We start from the raw sequence: 15,288 nt of genomic DNA, 5'->3' as shown, positions 1-15,288 counted from the left end.
AGCGCCATGACCAAGACCTATGCCAAATCCGCCGAGGCCATCGCCCGCCTCACCCCCGAGCAGTACCGGGTGACGCAGGAGAGCGGGACCGAACGGCCCTTTGCCAACGAATTTCATGATTTCAAGGGCGAAGGCCTCTATGTCGATGTGGTCTCCGGGGAGCCCTTGTTCACCAGCCGCGACAAGTTCGATTCAGGTTGTGGCTGGCCTAGCTTCACCCGCCCCGTCGAACCCGAGCATGTGGTCGAACTGTCCGATCGCAGCCTTGGCATGATCCGTACCGAGGTGCGCTCGGCCCATGGTGACAGCCATCTGGGCCATGTCTTCCCCGATGGCCCGCGAGAGCGGGGGGGGCTGCGCTATTGCATCAACTCCGCCGCGCTGCGCTTCATTCCGGCCGCGGAGCTGGAGGCCGAGGGTTACGGTGCCTTTAGCCATCTTTTTCAGGAGGACGCCACATGAGCGACGCCAATACCGAAACCGCGATTCTGGCGGGTGGTTGCTTCTGGGGGATGCAGGATCTGATCCGCAAGCTGCCCGGCGTGATCCGCACCCGGGTGGGCTATTGCGGCGGCGACGTGCCCAACGCCACCTACCGCAATCACGGGACCCATGCCGAGGCGATCGAGGTGATATTCGACCCCAATACCCTCAGCTATCGCAGGCTTCTGGAATTCTTTTTCCAGATCCACGACCCGACCACTTCGAACCGCCAGGGCAATGACCGCGGGCTCAGCTACCGGTCGGCGATCTACTATCTCGGCGCCGAGCAAAGGGCCGTGGCGATGGATACGATTGCCGATGTCAACGCCGCGGGGCTGTGGCCCGGCCCAGTGGTGACAGAGGTCGAACCCGCCCGCGAGTTCTGGGAGGCCGAGCCCGAGCATCAGGATTACCTGGAGCGGATCCCGAACGGCTATACCTGCCACTACCCGCGCCCCGACTGGGTGCTGCCGCGGCGCGACGCGGCCGAATAGCCCTGGCTTTCATTGTTCCACAAATACGCCTGCGGCATTTGCAGCGCCACAGGCGTATTTGTGGAACAATGAAAGGATCAGGAGAGGCGTTTGTAGTGAATGGTGCAGCTCGGGGCTGAACGTCTTGTAGGCAGAAAACCATGTAGAACAGAGCAGCTCCCGACGGAATCTTCTGGGGCTGTCTGCGAGGGATGTCGGCTGTGCGGAGATTGTGTTGAAAAGCTCCGCTTGAGCGAGGGCCCGGCTGGTGTTTCACTTCTCCCGAGGCATGGGAGAATTGACGATGATAGGGCCGCGGCAAGTTGCGCAGGGGGCGCTCTTCTACGAGTTCACGATAGAAGACCATGCCCTGCCGGACATCTGCTCAGAAGCGTCGACCGCTTTGTCGTTCTTGGCGATATGCGGCGCCATCTCACGCCGTTCCACAGCACAGCCGGGCGGCCATCGGTCGCCCCCGAGTTGAGGGTCCGGATGCTGTCCGGATGCTGATCGTCGGCTACGCCTTCGGCATTCGATCGGAACGGCGGCTCTGCGAGGCGGTCCATCTGAACCTCGCGTATCGCTGGTTCTGTCGGCTCGACGTGGCCGACCCGGTGCCCGATCATTCGACCTTTTCGAAGAATCGGCGCGGGCGGTTCCGTGAGGGCAATCTGTTCCGACATCTCTTCCAGGCAGTGCTGGCGCGCTGCCTCGCCGCGGGCCTCGTGGGGGGCGAGAGCTTTGGGGCGGACACCTCGCTGATCAAGGCTGATGCCAGCCGTTACACCAAGGCGGACTTCTCGGAATGGCCGGCGGAAGATGGGGCCAGCCGAGCGACGCAGGAATACCTCGATATGCTCGACGACGCCGCATTCGGGGATGCGACGCCGGTAAAGCCGAAGGCGATCTCGCCCACCGATCCCGCTGCGCGGTTCACCGGAGCCAACGGTGACCGGCCCTTCTTCGCCTACAGCACCAACTACCTGGTCGATCTGGACAACGCGATAATCGTCGACGTTGAGGCCACCGTGCCGATCCGGCAGGCTGAGGTCGGAGCCGTCCGCGACATGCTGACGAGAACCAGGGAACGGTTCGACCTTCACCCGGACACGGCTGGCCGCCGATACCGCCTGCGGCGCCGCAGAAATGCCCGGCTGGCTGGTCGACGACCAGGACATAGAGCCGCACATCCCGGTCTTCGACAAATCCGATCGCAAAGACGGGGGGTATCCGGCGACTGGATTCAGCTTCGATGAAACGGCAGACGAATACCGCTGCCCCCGGAAGCCATGCGCTGAAGCCCTATGGGCGAGACATCTCGAAGGGGCGACCGGAGTTCGGCAAGGACGGCTTCAAGAAATACTTCGCCCGAAAGCGGGATTGGGCAGCCTGTGCCCTGAAACCCCGGTGCACACCCAACCAGGCGACCCGTAAAATCTCTCGGTCAAGACAGAAGCGCGCGCGCCAGAAGGCGCGGGAGATCGCCACGAACGATGCGTATGTCTCTTCCAGTTGCGCCAGCAAGAAGGTCGAGATGCTCTTCGCCCACCTCAAGCGCATACTCGGTCTCGACCGTCTTCGCCTCCGAGCGCCGCCAAGGACGGGTTCCACATCGCCGCAATCGTCCAAAACCTCCGCGAACTCGCCAAGCTGAAACAGTCAACGGCGTAAGGCATCGGGAAGATCGCGCCGCATGGCGCGCCGGTTGGAAATCCGGGTCGAATTTTTCAACACTATCCATAGACCACCCATTCGGACTTGCGGGGAGGGGCAAACCAGGCGGTGAAGGTCTGGGGCTCGGCGAGCCCGGCGAGATCATCGAAGAAGGTGAGCTTGTCGGTACGATGGAGCGTGGCCAGCCCCTACAGAAAGAGGCCGCGGAACAGGCGGGAGAGAACCCGGACATGCAGGAAGAAGCCGGGGCGGCAGGCGACCCAGCGGGCGCCATCGAGTGATAGCCCGCGCCGGGGACGAACATGCGGACATGGGGATGGTGGGTCGTCGCGCCCAAGGCGTGCTTGCAGCACGACGCCGAGCCCCAGGCATGCAGGGCCGCCGTCCGGCAGACCTTTGCGCCAAGGCGCATCGGATCGTCAGCAATGGTCAGCACCGTCTCAGCCGAGGCGCGGGCAGCAGGTCGTAGGCCGGCTTCGTTCGCCAATGTCTCTCGGATCATTGGCGTTCCATTGGCTCACCCTGGCATTTGGGTCAGGCCGGTTCTTGCGGGAATTACAGACGATGCGCTTGTGGCTGCAGCGCGTGCGGGCGGCGACATGGCCGCCGAGCGCCTTGGTCCAGCAGCCCCGGCGGCAGCATGACCTTGCGGTCCTTGCGGCCCTTGCCCTGCTCGACATGGATCAGCATCCGGTCACTGTCGCTGACCTTCAGGTTGCAGACCTCCGCCGCCCGGAGCCCGGCGCCGTAGGAGATGCTGAGCGCCGCGCGGTACTTGAGACCTGGCCCCGGCGCGGCCATCAGAGGATCGGACCCCTCCTCGACGCTGAAGACGACTGGCAGCTTCCGTGGTTGGCTGCGGAACTGCATGTAGCGCTTCATGTCTTCGCGCCCGCAGGTCATGCCGAAAAAGAACCTCAGCGCCACGATGCGCGCGTTGAACGTGGTCGGCGTGATCCTGGCGTCGGTCATGTACAGCTGATAGGCGCGAAGCTCCTGCGGCGTCGCCGTATCAGGGGATCGCTTCAGGAACCCCGCGAAGTCCTTGATCGCCCGGATGTGGGCCTGCTGGGCCTTCTCGCCCATCCCGCGGATACGCATGCCTTCGATCATCCGCTCGCGAAGCAGTGTGGTTCTCTCCTTCGCCATGCGAACCTCCTGTCTGACAATTGAGCGACCCCAATCGTCGGACAGAACGGACAGGCCCAAATGCACAGCGTTCAGATCATCGCGGACCACCAGCCACAGGCGCCAATGCCGCGCGAGCGGCTTCGGCCCTGGGTCCGGAGCAGTCATGCGCTTCGAACCTTCGTGGTTCTCACGTGCACCGCTCTCTGCAAAGGGCTGGAGGTTCAGGAGAGGCGTTTCAGTTCCGTCGCAAGGTCGCCATAGCCGGTGAACCGCCGCTCGTAGGCAAGACCGAGGCGGCGGGCCGCGTCACGGGCCTTGGCGTCCAGGGAAGGATCGTCGGTCTGGGCCTGGTAGACGAGCTTTTCGTAATTGCCAAACAGCATGTCGCGCAGTTCCGGGTGGCGGTCGAGGCCCATGGGCTTCCACACGAAGGCATCGAACTGGCGCACCAGAAAATCGGTCAGGTAGAAGGCGGCGATCTCGTCTTCCGCATGGGCCGCGAAGGCCGCGTTGCCTTCGAAGAAGGCGTAGCAATGCGGGCCGGGGATCATCTCGACGCCCAGTTCCGCGCATTTCGCCGCCAGAAGGCCGCCGGTGCCGCAATCGGCATAGACGACGAAGATGGTTTCGTACCGGCCCCTGGCCTCGGTCACCGCGGCCTCTACGGCGGTGGGGATGCGGTCGGGTCGCAGATGCAGATTGGCCGGCAGACAGTGCAGATCCATGTGGTCCCAGCCATTGGCGCGCTTCAGCGCCAGGATTTCATGCGCAAGCGCCCCGCAGGCAAGCAACAGGATCCGGCCCTTGCGCGCGGGCGCGAGGCCCTCTTGCGCAAGGTGGCGGTCGTCGGGGATCATCGGCCCCGCCCGAAGGCCAGGCGCAGGAAGACAAGCGCCGCGATCGCAATGAAAAGACCGCCCCCTAGCCCCAAGGCGCCCTGGACCCAATAGGCCACCCCGAGGGTCGCGGCGGCGGCCGCGAAAACCAGCATGAGGATCGAGGAGAAGCGGAAGGCTGACATCGCGAAACTCCTTTCTTCGAAGAATCTGGGGGCCGGGCGGCAAGATGACAACCCCGGCGCGCTAGGCAGACGCCGGGGCGAAGCGGTCGGGGCCGGCGGTCAGGTCTGGTTGTGCTTGCGCGCGACAAAGCTTTTCGCGGTTTCCACCGCCACCGCGGCATCGCGGCAATAGGCGTCGGCGCCGATCGCCTTTCCGAATTCCTCGTTCAGGGGGGCGCCGCCGACCAGCACGATGTAATCGTCGCGCATACCCTTTTCCTTCAGCGTGTCGATCACCACCTTCATGTACGGCATGGTCGTGGTCAGCAGCGCCGACATGCCCAGGATATCGGGACGTTCGGCCTCCAGCGCTTCCAGGTATTTCTCGACCGAGTTGTTGATGCCCAGATCCAGGACCTCGAAACCCGCGCCCTCCATCATCATCGCCACAAGGTTCTTGCCGATGTCGTGGATGTCGCCCTTCACCGTGCCGATCACCATCTTGCCCATGCGCGGCGCGCCGGTCTCGACCAGAAGCGGCTTGAGGATGAACATCCCCGCCTTCATCGCATTTGCCGCCAGCAGGACCTCGGGCACGAAGAGGATGCCGTCGCGGAAGTCGTCGCCGACGATCTTCATCCCGCCGACAAGCGCCTTGGTCAGCACGTCATACGGCGCCCAATCGCGTTCGAGCAGGATGTTCACACCCTCCTCGATCTCTTCCTTGAGGCCATCGTAAAGATCGTCGTGCATCTGCAGCACAAGCTCGTCATCCCCAAGCTCGGACAGGATGATCTCGTCGTCGTCATCGGCCATGGCTAACTCCCGCGCCTGTGTTTCGGTCTACATGCGTCCATTCCCCGCAGGGCACTGTCCGGATTGCGACATAGCCCGCGCATTCTCCGACCCGCGGCACCGGACGCCGGCCGCGGGGGCTTGTAAATGTTCATGGTGTGTTCCATTCTGGCGCGATGTCGGACAACGCGCGCGCCAAGCTGCCCCTCAGCCTGCCTACCAGCCTGCCTTCTGGGCTGCACGCCCGCGGCCGTGGTGCCGGGTCGAATGCTTGCGGGCGCTTCGAGGCCACCCGGCGCGAGGTATTCGACGACGGCTGGGATCTGACCCTCGAAGCCCGGGTGCTGCGCACCGAGGTCCGGCAGGAAACCCCGCGCTCGGCGCTGCGCCGCAATACCTCTCCCGACATTGCCTTCGATCGCTCGATCAACCCCTACCGCGGGTGCGAGCACGGCTGCATCTATTGCTTCGCGCGTCCCACCCACGCCTATCTGAACCTCTCTCCCGGGCTGGATTTCGAAACCCGGCTGATCGCCCGCCCCGGACTGGGCGCGGTGCTGGAACGCGAGCTGCGCAAACCCGGCTACAGCGCGGCACCGGTGGCGATCGGCACCAATACCGATCCTTATCAGCCGATCGAGGCCGAGTATCGGGTGATGCGTGAACTGCTGGAGGTGCTTGCCGCCTTCCGCCACCCGGTGACGATCGTCACCAAGGGCGCGCTGATCGAACGTGATCTCGACCTGCTGGCGCCAATGGCGGCGCAGGGCCTCTTGCATGTCGGCATCTCGATCACGACGCTGGACGACGGCCTGAGCCGCAAATTGGAGCCGCGCGCGCCGCGCCCGGCCCGCCGCCTGCAGGTGATCGCGCGGCTGGCCGAGGCCGGGGTTCCGGTGCGGGTGATGGTGGCGCCGGTGGTGCCGGGCCTGACCGATGCCGAAACCGAGGCGATCCTGACCGCCGCCCGCGACGCCGGCGCCCGCGCGGCAAGCTGGATCATGCTGCGCCTCCCGCGTGAGGTCTCGGCGCTGTTTCGCGACTGGCTGGCCACGCACTACCCCGACCGGGCCGCGCGGGTGATGGGACGGGTGCGCGACCTGCACGGCGGCCAGGACTACGATCCGCAATGGGGCCAGCGGATGCGCGGGCAGGGGGTCTGGGCCGATCTCGCCGCCCAGCGCTTCGACCGGGCCACCCGACGGCTTGGCCTTGACGGCAAGCTCGCACCGCTGCGCCGCGACCTCTTCGCGCCGCCCCCGCGCCCCGGCGATCAGTTGAGCCTCGGTTTGTGACATGGCCGCACCGTCGGCGCCCCGGCGGCACCGATCCTCCTTCATCTTGGCAAAAATACTCTCGGGGGGACGCGGGGGGCAGACAGCCCCCCGCCCGTTGCGCCTCAGCTCCGCCGCCGCCCGCGTCTTTCGCGCGACGGCCCGACCTCGTCCCCGGTCCCGTCCGAGGCCGAGGAAAACCCCCCCAGCGTCGCGGCAATGGTGTCCAGGGTGGGGCGCGGTCCCGGGGGCGTCTCGACCAGCGCGCGGTGCATCGCCTCCAGATGCTCGGGCATGGTGCCGCAGCAGCCGCCGATGATGCGCGCGCCCGCGTCGCGCGCCAGCACCGCATATTTGCCCATCAGCTCGGGCGTTCCGTCGTAATGGATATGGCCGTCGTGGTATTTCGGGATGCCGGCATTGCCCTTGGCGATGATCGGCCGCTCGGTTCCCTGGGCGGTGAAGCCCAGCACCGTGCGCATCAGGTCCGACGCGCCGACACCGCAATTGGCGCCGAAGGCCAGCGGCGGATTGTCCAGCGCGTCGACCATCGCGGCCATCGAGGCCGAGGTCACCCCCATCATCGTGCGCCCGGCGGTGTCGAAGCTCATCGTTCCGCACCAGGGCATGCCCGCCAGCCGCGCCGCTTCGGCCGCGGCCTTGTACTCCTCGGCGGCCGAGATCGTCTCGACCCACAGCACGTCGACACCCCCGGCCTTCAGCCCCTCGGCCTGTTCGTGGAACATCTCGACCGCCAGCGCATGGGTCAGATTGCCCATCGGCGCCATGATCTCGCCGGTCGGGCCGATCGAGCCGGCCACCACCACCGGCCGTCCGGCGGCATCGGCCACCTCGCGGCCCAGTTCGGCGGCGACGCGGTTCAGTTCCCGCACCCGGCCCTGGGCGTCGTGCAGCTTCAGCCGCGCGGCGTTGCCGCCGAAGGAATTGGTCAGGAAGATGTCCGAGCCCGCGTCGACCGCCCCCTTGTAAAGCTTGCGGATGTTGTCGGGCTTGTCGATATTCCACAATTCCGGCGGCTCGCCCGATCCAAGGCCCATGTTGAACAGGTTGGTGCCCGTGGCACCGTCGGCCATCAGCCAGTCCCGCGTGCTTAGCAGCTTGGACAGAAGGTCGCTCATCGGGGTCTCCCTTGGGTCTGGGGCGGTCTGGGCCGATCGGTCGGCGCCGGCGGCCGGGCCGTTGGCGCCGGGCCGGGTGTGCCATGCCGGGCAGCCCGGGGCAAATGGATATTACACATGAAGATCATGTGGGCGGCCACAAGTTGCCGTCCCGTCCGCCACGTCACGCCCGGCCCGGCGCCCATTCCCCGGCGCCCATTCCCCGGCGCCCACAACCCGGAGCCCACGACCCGGCCCGCCCGACCCGGCGCCGATGACCCGGCGCCCACGACCTGATGCCAACGGCCCGGCGCCCATTGCCCGGCCGCCGGCCGGCGGTGCCGGATTCAGTTCTCGGTGACCAGCTGCGCCTTGGCGACGGACAGGAACTCTGCCATCTTCAGGCGGATCTCGGAAACGTTGGACCTGCCGCCCAGATCCTCGACCAGCTTGCGCACCACGTCCTCGTGCCCCGGTTCCTGGAAATCGGCGCGGATCACGCTCAGGGCATATTCGTCGGCCTCGGCGCCGCTCATCCCCAGCTTTTCGGCGGCCCAGAGGCCGAGCAGCTTGTTGCGCCGCGCCTCGGCCTTGAACTGCATCTCGGCGTCGTGGGCGTATTTGCTCTCAAAGGCGTTTTCGCGGTCGTCGAATGTGGTCATCAGGGGCCTCTCGGATCTGGCGGGTCACATGACCCTATACTTTCTGATATGCCCCCACGGCCGCGCTATCGCAAGACCCGCCAGAGGGGGTGGGTCAGATTGCCCGGCGCCGGGGCGAGGGAACGGCCACGCCCGCGCAAGCATTCGGCGCCCTGTGCGCCTGGACGGGTCGGATCTGGGCCAAGGCCTGGGGGGACGCAAGCCGCCGGGCCCCGGTATCGCGGCCTCCGGATCCGGCCCCGCGGGCTTTGCCTTGCGGCAGCGGCGCGGCTCGACTATAGGGCAGGCAGGGTTGGGGCCGATCGCGCGTCGGCACCCTTTTCGCGCATCCCCGGAGGGCCCATGGCACGGCGCAAGAAGATCTACGAGGGCAAGGCCAAGATCCTGTACGAAGGCCCCGAGCCGGGCACCCTGGTGCAGTATTTCAAGGACGAGGGCATGGTGGCCGAGGCCGGCGGCCCGGACATCGTCGAGGGCCGGGGCGTGTTGAACAACCGCCTGTCTGAATTCTTCATGACCGGTCTGAACGCGATCGGCGTGCCCACGCATTTCATCCGCCGCATCAACATGCGCGAGCAGCTGATCCGCGCGGTCGAGATCATCCCGCTTGCGGTGGTGGTGCGCAACTTCGCCGCCGGTGCGATGACCGAACGGCTGGGCATCGCCGAGGGCACCGCCCTGCCGCGCCCGATCGTCGAGTTCTACTACAAGGACGAGGCACTGGGCGATCCGCTGGTGACCGAGGAACACGTCATCGCCTTCGGCTGGGCCGGGCAGCAGGACCTGGATGACATGGTGGCGCTGGCGCTGCGGGTGAACGATTTCCTGTCGGGCGTGATGATGGGCGTGGGCATCCGTCTGGTGGATTTCCGCATCGAGGTGGGCCGCATCTGGGAAGGCGATTTCCAGCGCCTGATCGTCGCGGACGAGATCAGCCCGGATTCGTGCCGGCTGTGGGACATGCGCACCGGCGAGCGTTTCGGCAAGGATGCGGGGGCCGCGGATCCGTCGCTTCTGTCCGAAGCCCATGCCGAGGTGGCGCGGCGGCTGGGCGTGCTGCCCACCAATGTGACCCATTCGACGAAACCGACACTGATCAACTGAGGGACGGGTGATGAAAGCGCGGGTGCATGTGATGCTGAAGACGGGGGTTCTGGACCCCCAGGGCGAGGCGGTGAAACACGCCCTTGGCACGCTGGGCTTCACCGGCGTCGAGGCCGTGCGTCAGGGCAAGGTGATCGAGCTGGACCTGACCGCCACCGACCGCGCCGCCGCCGAGGCCGAGGTCGCCCGGATGTGCGAGAAGCTGCTGGCCAACACCGTGATCGAGAAATACGACATCGAGATCGTCTGAGGCTGGTGCGGCACCTCTGAGGTCATGCCCGTGGCGAGGGCTGGAAGGCATAGCCCCGGGGTGTCGGCGGCGCAGATCTTTCCGCCATCGGGTGTTTCGGTCCAGGCTTGCGGCATCCGCGGGTGATCACGGACAAAGGAAGGGCCGACGATGACGCCTCCCAAGCCTCCCTTCGAGGGCGCCTGCCTGTGCGGGGCGGTGCGGGTCCGCGTGACCGCGCCCCCGCTTCTGACGCTCGCGTGCCATTGCCGCGACTGTCAGAAGCTGACGGCAAGCGCCTATTCCCTGACCACGATGTTCCCGATGGATGGCTTCTTTCTCACGGGCGAGGTGATCCGGGGCGGTCTCTGCTCTCACGGGCGGCGGCATTTCTTCTGCAAGTCATGCCTGAATTTCATCTTTTCCGAGATCACTGGCGCCGATCAGCGCGTCAATCTTCGGACCAGCGTGCTAGAGAACGCGGCGGCCTTCACACCCTTCGTCGAGTTGATGACCGAGGACAAGATGCCATGGGCGCAGGTCCCGGCGGCATTTAGCTTCGCCAGGTTTCCGCAGACAGCGGAAGACTTGCAGGCGCTCATGGACGCCTACGCGAAGCAGTGATCGCGCCGGGCGCGCGAGAACGGGCGCGCTCCACGACGCGGGAACTGTCGTTCGCTCATACGGCGATGCGGCAGTACCCCCCGGCGGGGTGGCTATTGCAATGGCTTCTCGAAGTAGACGCGATCAAAGCCGTCCTCCGTTCGTGTAGAGGCGCACCGATGCCAGCCCGTTTCGGCGCGCCGCATCTTCGCAGTATTCGACAAGCGCCCTGCCCACGCCCTGACCGGCGGCGCGGGGAAGAACCGCCACGTTCTCTAGCATCATGTAGTTTGCTTCCTGAAAGAAGACCATGAAGCCGAGGATTGCCCCTTGTTCGTCGATCGCGACATGCGCGTCGCCTGCGGCGATCTGCGCTGCATAGTCTGCGACCATCGGCGCGGGCTTTCGACCGATGGTCGCAACGTAGCGGTCATAGGCCTGCTCTGTGCAGGCCCGAATGTTGGCCTCATCACCCGTGGCTGCCCTTCTAATCATGATGTGCCCGGATAGCCTGTTCCAATCCGCACAACGTTAGGACCCCGCGCAGCGTCTTCAATGGGCAAAGCGCGGCCGCCCGTTGCCCTCCGTCCCTCATCCGGCGAAAGGGGTCCTTTCAACGCCCCTTGCCGCGTTTCAGATCAATGCGCCGGCTTGATGAAGGTCCCGTTGCGCAGTTCCGCCACCGCCTGCATCAGCTCGGCCTGGGTGTTCATCACGATCGGCCCGTGCCAGGCGATCGGCTCCTGGATCGGCGCGCCGGACACCAGCAGGAAGCGCACCCCTTCGGGCCCTGCCTGCACCGTCACCTCGTCGCCGGTGCCGAACTGGATCAGCGTGCGGTTGCCCGACAGGTCGCGGATGTTCACCTCCTGGCCCATCACCTCCTTCTCCAGCAGCACGCCCTTTGGCTGTGACGCATCGGCAAAGGCGCCCGCACCCTCGAACACATAGGCGAAGGCGCGCCGGTAAGTGTCGACCGGGAAGGTCTTCTTCACCCCGGCAGGCACGAAGATGTCCAGATATTGCGGGTCGGCGGCAATGCCATCGACCGGGCCGCGCTTGCCCCAGAACGCACCCACCACCACCTTCACCCGCGTGCCGTCGTCGTCGATCACCTCGGGGATGTCGGTGCCGCGCACGTCCTGATAGCGCGGCGCGGTCATCTTCAGGCCGGAGGGCAGGTTGGCCCATAGCTGGAAGCCGTGCATCTGGCCCTGCGCGTTGCCCTTGGGCATCTCCTGATGCAGGATGCCCGACCCGGCGGTCATCCACTGCACATCGCCCGCGCCCAGCGAGCCCGCGTTGCCCAGGCTGTCGCCATGGTCCACCGTGCCGGAAAGCACATAGGTGATCGTCTCGATGCCGCGATGCGGGTGCCAGGGGAAACCCGCGCGGAAATCCTCGGGGCGGTCGTTGCGGAAATCGTCGAACAGCAGGAACGGATCCATCCGGTCGGGATTGTCGAAGCCGAAGGCGCGGTGCAGGTGGACGCCCGCGCCCTCCAGCGTCGGGTGGGCGGTGGTCTGGTATGAAATCGGTCTGATCGACATCGGCGCGTCTCCTTGATGGCCCGGCCGGAAAGCGGCCGGAACCCTTGCGGCGAAGATGGGCGCGGGGCGTGCGCCGCTCAAGCCCCGGGCGCGCGCAGATCCTGTGCGGCGGGTCACAGCCCCGGCCGGAAAGGCCGAGGCGCGGAGGATCAGTCCTCCATTGCCTCCAGCTCGTCGATGAAGCCGGCGATCATGCTCAGCCCCTTGTCCCAGAACTTCGGGTCGGACGCGTCTAGGCCGAAGGGGGCCAGCAATTCCTTGTGGTGCTTCGATCCGCCGGCTTTCAGCATCTCGAAATACTTCTCCTGAAAGCCCGCGTCGCCCTCGGCATAGACGGCGTAAAGCGCGTTCACCAGCCCGTCGCCGAAGGCATAGGCGTAGACGTAGAAGGGCGAATGGACGAAATGCGGCACATAGGCCCAGAAGGTTTCATACCCGTCCATGAAATTGAACGCGTCGCCCAGGCTCTCGGCCTGGATCGACATCCACAGCGCGTTGATGTCGTCGGGGGTCAGCTCTCCTTCGCGGCGCGCGGCGTGCAGCTTGCATTCGAAATCGTAGAAGGCGATCTGGCGCACCACCGTGTTGATCATGTCCTCGACCTTGCCGGCCAGCAGGGTCTTCTTCTCGGCTTGGGTCCTGGCGCCTTCCAGAAGCTTGCGGAAGGTCAGCATCTCGCCGAAGACGCTGGCGGTCTCGGCCAGGGTCAGCGGCGTCGAGGACAGAAGCTCTCCCTGTCCGGCGGCCAGCACCTGATGCACGCCATGGCCCAGCTCATGCGCCAGGGTCATCACGTCGCGCGGCTTGCCCAGATAGTTCAGCATCACATAGGGATGCACCTCGGTCACGGTGGGATGAGCGAAGGCGCCGGGGGCCTTGCCTGGCTTCACCGCAGCGTCGATCCAGCCCTTGTCGAAGAACGGCCGGGCGATCTCGGCCATGCGCGGATCGAAGGCGGAATAGGCGGTCAGAACCGTATCCTTCGCCTCGTCCCAGGCCACCGTCTTCGGCGCCTCGGTGGGCAGCGGCGCGTTGCGGTCCCAGATTTCCAGCTTCTCCAGCCCCAGCCATTTCGCCTTCAGCCGGTAATAGCGGTGCGAAAGCTTGGGGTAGGCCGCCACCACGGCATCGCGCAGCGCCTCGACGACCTCGGGCTCGACATGGTTCGACAGGTGCCGCGCGGTCTGGGCGGTGGGCATCTTGCGCCAGCGGTCCTCGATCTCCTTTTCCTTGGCCAGCGTGTTGTGGACCCGCGAAAACAGCTTGAGGTTCCCTTCGAACACGCCCGCCAATGCCCGCGCGCCGGCCTCGCGCTTCGCGCGGTCGCTGTCGGTCAAGAGGTTCAGCGTGGCTTCCAGGTTCAGGGCCTCGTCCTCGCCCGCGACCTCGAAGGTCAGACCGGCCAGGGTTTCGTCGAACAGCTTGTTCCAGGCCGAGGCGCCGACCGAGGATTGATCATGCAGGAATTTTTCCAGCTCATCGGACAGCTGATAGGGGCGCAGCGCGCGCATGCGGTCGAACACCGGCCGGTAGCGGGCCAGATCGGCATTGGCCGCCAGAAGGTTCCCCAGGTGGGCCTCGTCGAGGCGGTTGAATTCCAACCCGAAGAACACCAGCGGCGTGGTGTAATCGGTCACCTTCTGCTGCGCGTCGCCCATGAACTTGGCGCGCGAGGGATCGGTGGTGTTCTGGTAATAGCGCAGCCCCGCGAAGGACATGATCCGCCCGGCGACCACGTCGATACGTTCATAGCGCCTGACACAATCAAGCATGGCGGCCGCGTCCAGATCGGCCAGCTTACCCTCGTAGCTGGCGGCGAAGGCGGCGCATTCGGTTTCCAGCCAAGCCAGATCGCGGGAGAATTCGGGCGCGTCGGGGGCGGCGTAAAGGTCGCTCAGATCCCAGTCGGGCAGGGTGCCCAGGGCCTTGGCCCCCTTGGGCTCGGCGTCGAAGGCGGGGCGGGACAGGGGCAGGGTCATGGCGTTCCTCTTTACGGTTCGTCCTTCATCTAGGCGCGAAGCCCCCCGGGGTTCAAGGCGGGGCGGGGAAATCCGGGCGTTTCGGATGGCGCGGGGCCGGGGGGGCTAGTGGAACTGCACTTCCAGAAGATTGACCAGCGCCTGGGCCAGCGCGGCATGGGCGGCGCTGCGGGCCTTGCCGCTGTCGCCGCAGATCGGCGCGTCGCTGCCCGAATCCTTCAAGATCGCGCCACCCTTGGGGGTGCATTGGGGAAAGGTGTCATAGCGGCTTACGCCCGGCAGGTCGGTATAGCTGACATTGGCGCCGGCGCCTTTCAGGGCCGCGCCCTGCATCCCCTTGGGGTTGCTGCCTGGCTTGCCCAGATCGACGATCGCGACCGGCACCGGCGCCTTCGCCAGGCTGTCGGCGTCGAAGCTGGCCGCGTATTCGGGCGCGACCGCGATCGCGAAGCCGATCCGCGGATCGCGGCGCAGCTTGGTCAGTGGGGTCAGATCGGCGCTGTGAAGATCCATGCCACCGGCTTTCAGCCAGGGGCAATCCATGCCGGGGCCGCCCTTGTCGCAGCTTTGCGCGAAGGCGGCCGGATCGATGCGTCCCCCCGCCACCGACAGCGCAGCGGTGCCGCCCAGGAACAGGCCCACCGCCGCGATCTTGTTCTCGGCGATGCTCTTGTCCCAATCGGGATTGGCCAGGATCGCGTTCAGCGCGCCGCTGAGGTCGCGGGCGCGGTTGGCGATCTCCTCGATCGCCAGCTGGGCATCCTTCGGTCCCAGCATCGGCCCATGTTCGGCGACCACGACATAGCCCGCCCGCGCCAGCCGTTTCGCCAACCAGGCGCCGTTGTTCGATGACGACCGCAGCCCACCATGCGACAGCACCACCAGCGGGTGGCGGCCCGGCGGGATCGGTGCGCCGCGCTCGCCCGAGGTGCCCTCGAACACCGCATTGCCGCCGATGGTCACCGGCGTGCCCGGGCCGGTGGCGGGATACCACAGCGTCAGGTCGATCTGCCGCCCGGTCACCGCATCGGTATAGGTCGCCGTGAACACACCCACCGGCACCACGATCGAACTGCCCGAGGTCGCGGGGTTCTCGGCCGGAGCGGTGGCGGGGGCGGGGACGGTGTCGCTTCGCGCGCCCAGGGGGGCCAATCCCAGGGCCGGCAACAGGGCACCGAAGACCAGGGCGGGAAGCGGGACTTTCATGTCTGAC

Annotated in this window: 15 protein-coding genes and 3 pseudogenes; 7 read left to right on the top strand and 11 right to left on the bottom strand. The window is 66.2% G+C overall.

Translation table 11 applies throughout. The features are described 5' to 3' along the window. Window positions 1–6 precede the first annotated feature (6 nt). From msrB to BLV97_RS05795, 3 genes and pseudogenes are all read left to right on the top strand, one after another. Entirely contained in the window at window positions 7–462 is a 456-nt protein-coding gene (gene msrB / locus BLV97_RS05805) for a peptide-methionine (R)-S-oxide reductase MsrB (protein WP_035843423.1), read from the top strand. After that, window positions 459–977: a peptide-methionine (S)-S-oxide reductase MsrA gene (gene msrA, locus BLV97_RS05800; RefSeq protein ID WP_035843427.1), complete on the top strand. Its 519-nt coding sequence runs from the start codon at window positions 459–461 to the stop codon at window positions 975–977. Before msrB ends, msrA begins: the two co-directional genes overlap by 4 nt. A 283-nt stretch (window positions 978–1,260) precedes the next feature. Next, a pseudogene (locus tag BLV97_RS05795) lies at window positions 1,261–2,627 on the top strand (transposase). A 68-nt stretch (window positions 2,628–2,695) separates the two neighbouring features. Here the strand turns inward: BLV97_RS05795 and BLV97_RS21520 are convergent. The 5 genes and pseudogenes from BLV97_RS21520 to BLV97_RS05780 form a co-directional block, all read right to left on the bottom strand. Next, a pseudogene (locus tag BLV97_RS21520) lies at window positions 2,696–3,256 on the bottom strand (transposase); the annotation flags it as partial. Further along, window positions 3,249–3,779: pseudogene (locus BLV97_RS05790) on the bottom strand (tyrosine-type recombinase/integrase); the annotation flags it as partial. The pseudogenes BLV97_RS21520 and BLV97_RS05790, both read right to left, overlap by 8 nt. Before the next feature lie 203 nt (window positions 3,780–3,982). Next, entirely contained in the window at window positions 3,983–4,618 is a 636-nt protein-coding gene (locus BLV97_RS05785; protein WP_035843428.1) for a DUF1638 domain-containing protein, read from the bottom strand. Beyond that, on the bottom strand, window positions 4,615–4,782 hold the full coding sequence (locus BLV97_RS21150) for a hypothetical protein (protein WP_160169185.1): 168 nt from the start codon (window positions 4,780–4,782) through the stop codon (window positions 4,615–4,617). The genes BLV97_RS05785 and BLV97_RS21150 overlap by 4 nt, the downstream gene beginning before the upstream one ends. 99 nt (window positions 4,783–4,881) lie before the next feature. Further along, a complete protein-coding gene (locus BLV97_RS05780) occupies window positions 4,882–5,577 on the bottom strand; it encodes a corrinoid protein (protein ID WP_035843430.1) in 696 nt (231 codons plus the stop codon). Window positions 5,578–5,732: 155 nt separating this feature from the next. On the opposite strand from BLV97_RS05780, the gene BLV97_RS05775 reads away from it, so the two are divergent. Beyond that, window positions 5,733–6,851 carry a PA0069 family radical SAM protein gene (locus BLV97_RS05775; protein ID WP_081825089.1) on the top strand — a complete coding sequence of 373 codons (1,119 nt, stop codon included), beginning with the start codon at window positions 5,733–5,735 and terminating at the stop codon, window positions 6,849–6,851. Between the two features lie 104 nt (window positions 6,852–6,955). Here the strand turns inward: BLV97_RS05775 and bmt are convergent, their stop codons facing one another. Then, complete coding sequence (bmt, locus tag BLV97_RS05770) at window positions 6,956–7,969, bottom strand: betaine--homocysteine S-methyltransferase (RefSeq protein WP_035843432.1); 1,014 nt, start codon at window positions 7,967–7,969, stop codon at window positions 6,956–6,958. 326 nt (window positions 7,970–8,295) lie between these two features. Next, window positions 8,296–8,610: a DUF1476 domain-containing protein gene (locus tag BLV97_RS05765; protein WP_035843434.1), complete on the bottom strand. Its 315-nt coding sequence runs from the start codon at window positions 8,608–8,610 to the stop codon at window positions 8,296–8,298. A gap of 342 nt (window positions 8,611–8,952) precedes the next feature. Between BLV97_RS05765 and BLV97_RS05760 the strand changes: the two genes are divergently transcribed. From BLV97_RS05760 to BLV97_RS05750, 3 genes are all read left to right on the top strand, one after another. Beyond that, window positions 8,953–9,714: a phosphoribosylaminoimidazolesuccinocarboxamide synthase gene (locus tag BLV97_RS05760; protein WP_035843436.1), complete on the top strand. Its 762-nt coding sequence runs from the start codon at window positions 8,953–8,955 to the stop codon at window positions 9,712–9,714. A 10-nt stretch (window positions 9,715–9,724) separates the two neighbouring features. Next, the gene (gene purS / locus BLV97_RS05755) at window positions 9,725–9,964 is read left to right on the top strand and encodes a phosphoribosylformylglycinamidine synthase subunit PurS (RefSeq protein WP_035843439.1); all 240 of its coding nucleotides are present in this window, start codon (window positions 9,725–9,727) and stop codon (window positions 9,962–9,964) included. A gap of 150 nt (window positions 9,965–10,114) precedes the next feature. Continuing rightward, window positions 10,115–10,567, top strand: coding sequence for a GFA family protein (locus tag BLV97_RS05750; RefSeq protein ID WP_035843441.1), 453 nt, complete (start codon window positions 10,115–10,117; stop codon window positions 10,565–10,567). Between the two features lie 123 nt (window positions 10,568–10,690). Here BLV97_RS05750 and BLV97_RS05745 read toward each other — a convergent pair whose 3' ends face one another. The 4 genes from BLV97_RS05745 to BLV97_RS05730 all read right to left on the bottom strand — a co-directional run bounded on the left by BLV97_RS05745 (window position 10,691) and on the right by BLV97_RS05730 (window position 15,281). After that, entirely contained in the window at window positions 10,691–11,041 is a 351-nt protein-coding gene (locus BLV97_RS05745) for a GNAT family N-acetyltransferase (RefSeq protein ID WP_081825083.1), read from the bottom strand. Between the two features lie 143 nt (window positions 11,042–11,184). Further along, on the bottom strand, window positions 11,185–12,096 hold the full coding sequence (locus BLV97_RS05740; protein ID WP_035843443.1) for a pirin family protein: 912 nt from the start codon (window positions 12,094–12,096) through the stop codon (window positions 11,185–11,187). Between the two features lie 149 nt (window positions 12,097–12,245). Continuing rightward, the gene (locus tag BLV97_RS05735; RefSeq protein ID WP_035843444.1) at window positions 12,246–14,075 is read right to left on the bottom strand and encodes a M3 family oligoendopeptidase; all 1,830 of its coding nucleotides are present in this window, start codon (window positions 14,073–14,075) and stop codon (window positions 12,246–12,248) included. A gap of 105 nt (window positions 14,076–14,180) precedes the next feature. After that, window positions 14,181–15,281: an alpha/beta hydrolase family protein gene (locus BLV97_RS05730; protein WP_035843445.1), complete on the bottom strand. Its 1,101-nt coding sequence runs from the start codon at window positions 15,279–15,281 to the stop codon at window positions 14,181–14,183. Window positions 15,282–15,288 lie beyond the last annotated feature (7 nt).

The organism is Allgaiera indica (assembly GCF_900106675.1).
Lineage (GTDB): Bacteria > Pseudomonadota > Alphaproteobacteria > Rhodobacterales > Rhodobacteraceae > Acidimangrovimonas > Acidimangrovimonas indica.
Note: the sequence above shows the minus strand (reverse complement) of the source record. Positions and strands in the feature narration are given on the sequence as shown.

Bases quoted from the DNA above. Each gene is read 5' to 3' on its own strand.
- BLV97_RS05765 (WP_035843434.1), bottom strand. From the start codon at position 8,610: ATGACCACATTCGACGACCGCGAAAACGCCTTTGAGAGCAAATACGCC.
- BLV97_RS05745 (WP_081825083.1), bottom strand. From the start codon at position 11,041: ATGATTAGAAGGGCAGCCACGGGTGATGAGGCCAACATTCGGGCCTGC.
- BLV97_RS05760 (WP_035843436.1), top strand. From the start codon at position 8,953: ATGGCACGGCGCAAGAAGATCTACGAGGGCAAGGCCAAGATCCTGTAC.
- BLV97_RS05775 (WP_081825089.1), top strand. From the start codon at position 5,733: ATGTCGGACAACGCGCGCGCCAAGCTGCCCCTCAGCCTGCCTACCAGC.
- purS (WP_035843439.1), top strand. From the start codon at position 9,725: ATGAAAGCGCGGGTGCATGTGATGCTGAAGACGGGGGTTCTGGACCCC.
- BLV97_RS05740 (WP_035843443.1), bottom strand. From the start codon at position 12,096: ATGTCGATCAGACCGATTTCATACCAGACCACCGCCCACCCGACGCTG.
- BLV97_RS05730 (WP_035843445.1), bottom strand. From the start codon at position 15,281: ATGAAAGTCCCGCTTCCCGCCCTGGTCTTCGGTGCCCTGTTGCCGGCC.
- bmt (WP_035843432.1), bottom strand. From the start codon at position 7,969: ATGAGCGACCTTCTGTCCAAGCTGCTAAGCACGCGGGACTGGCTGATG.
- msrB (WP_035843423.1), top strand. From the start codon at position 7: ATGACCAAGACCTATGCCAAATCCGCCGAGGCCATCGCCCGCCTCACC.
- BLV97_RS21150 (WP_160169185.1), bottom strand. From the start codon at position 4,782: ATGTCAGCCTTCCGCTTCTCCTCGATCCTCATGCTGGTTTTCGCGGCC.
- BLV97_RS05780 (WP_035843430.1), bottom strand. From the start codon at position 5,577: ATGGCCGATGACGACGACGAGATCATCCTGTCCGAGCTTGGGGATGAC.
- BLV97_RS05785 (WP_035843428.1), bottom strand. From the start codon at position 4,618: ATGATCCCCGACGACCGCCACCTTGCGCAAGAGGGCCTCGCGCCCGCG.
- msrA (WP_035843427.1), top strand. From the start codon at position 459: ATGAGCGACGCCAATACCGAAACCGCGATTCTGGCGGGTGGTTGCTTC.
- BLV97_RS05750 (WP_035843441.1), top strand. From the start codon at position 10,115: ATGACGCCTCCCAAGCCTCCCTTCGAGGGCGCCTGCCTGTGCGGGGCG.
- BLV97_RS05735 (WP_035843444.1), bottom strand. From the start codon at position 14,075: ATGACCCTGCCCCTGTCCCGCCCCGCCTTCGACGCCGAGCCCAAGGGG.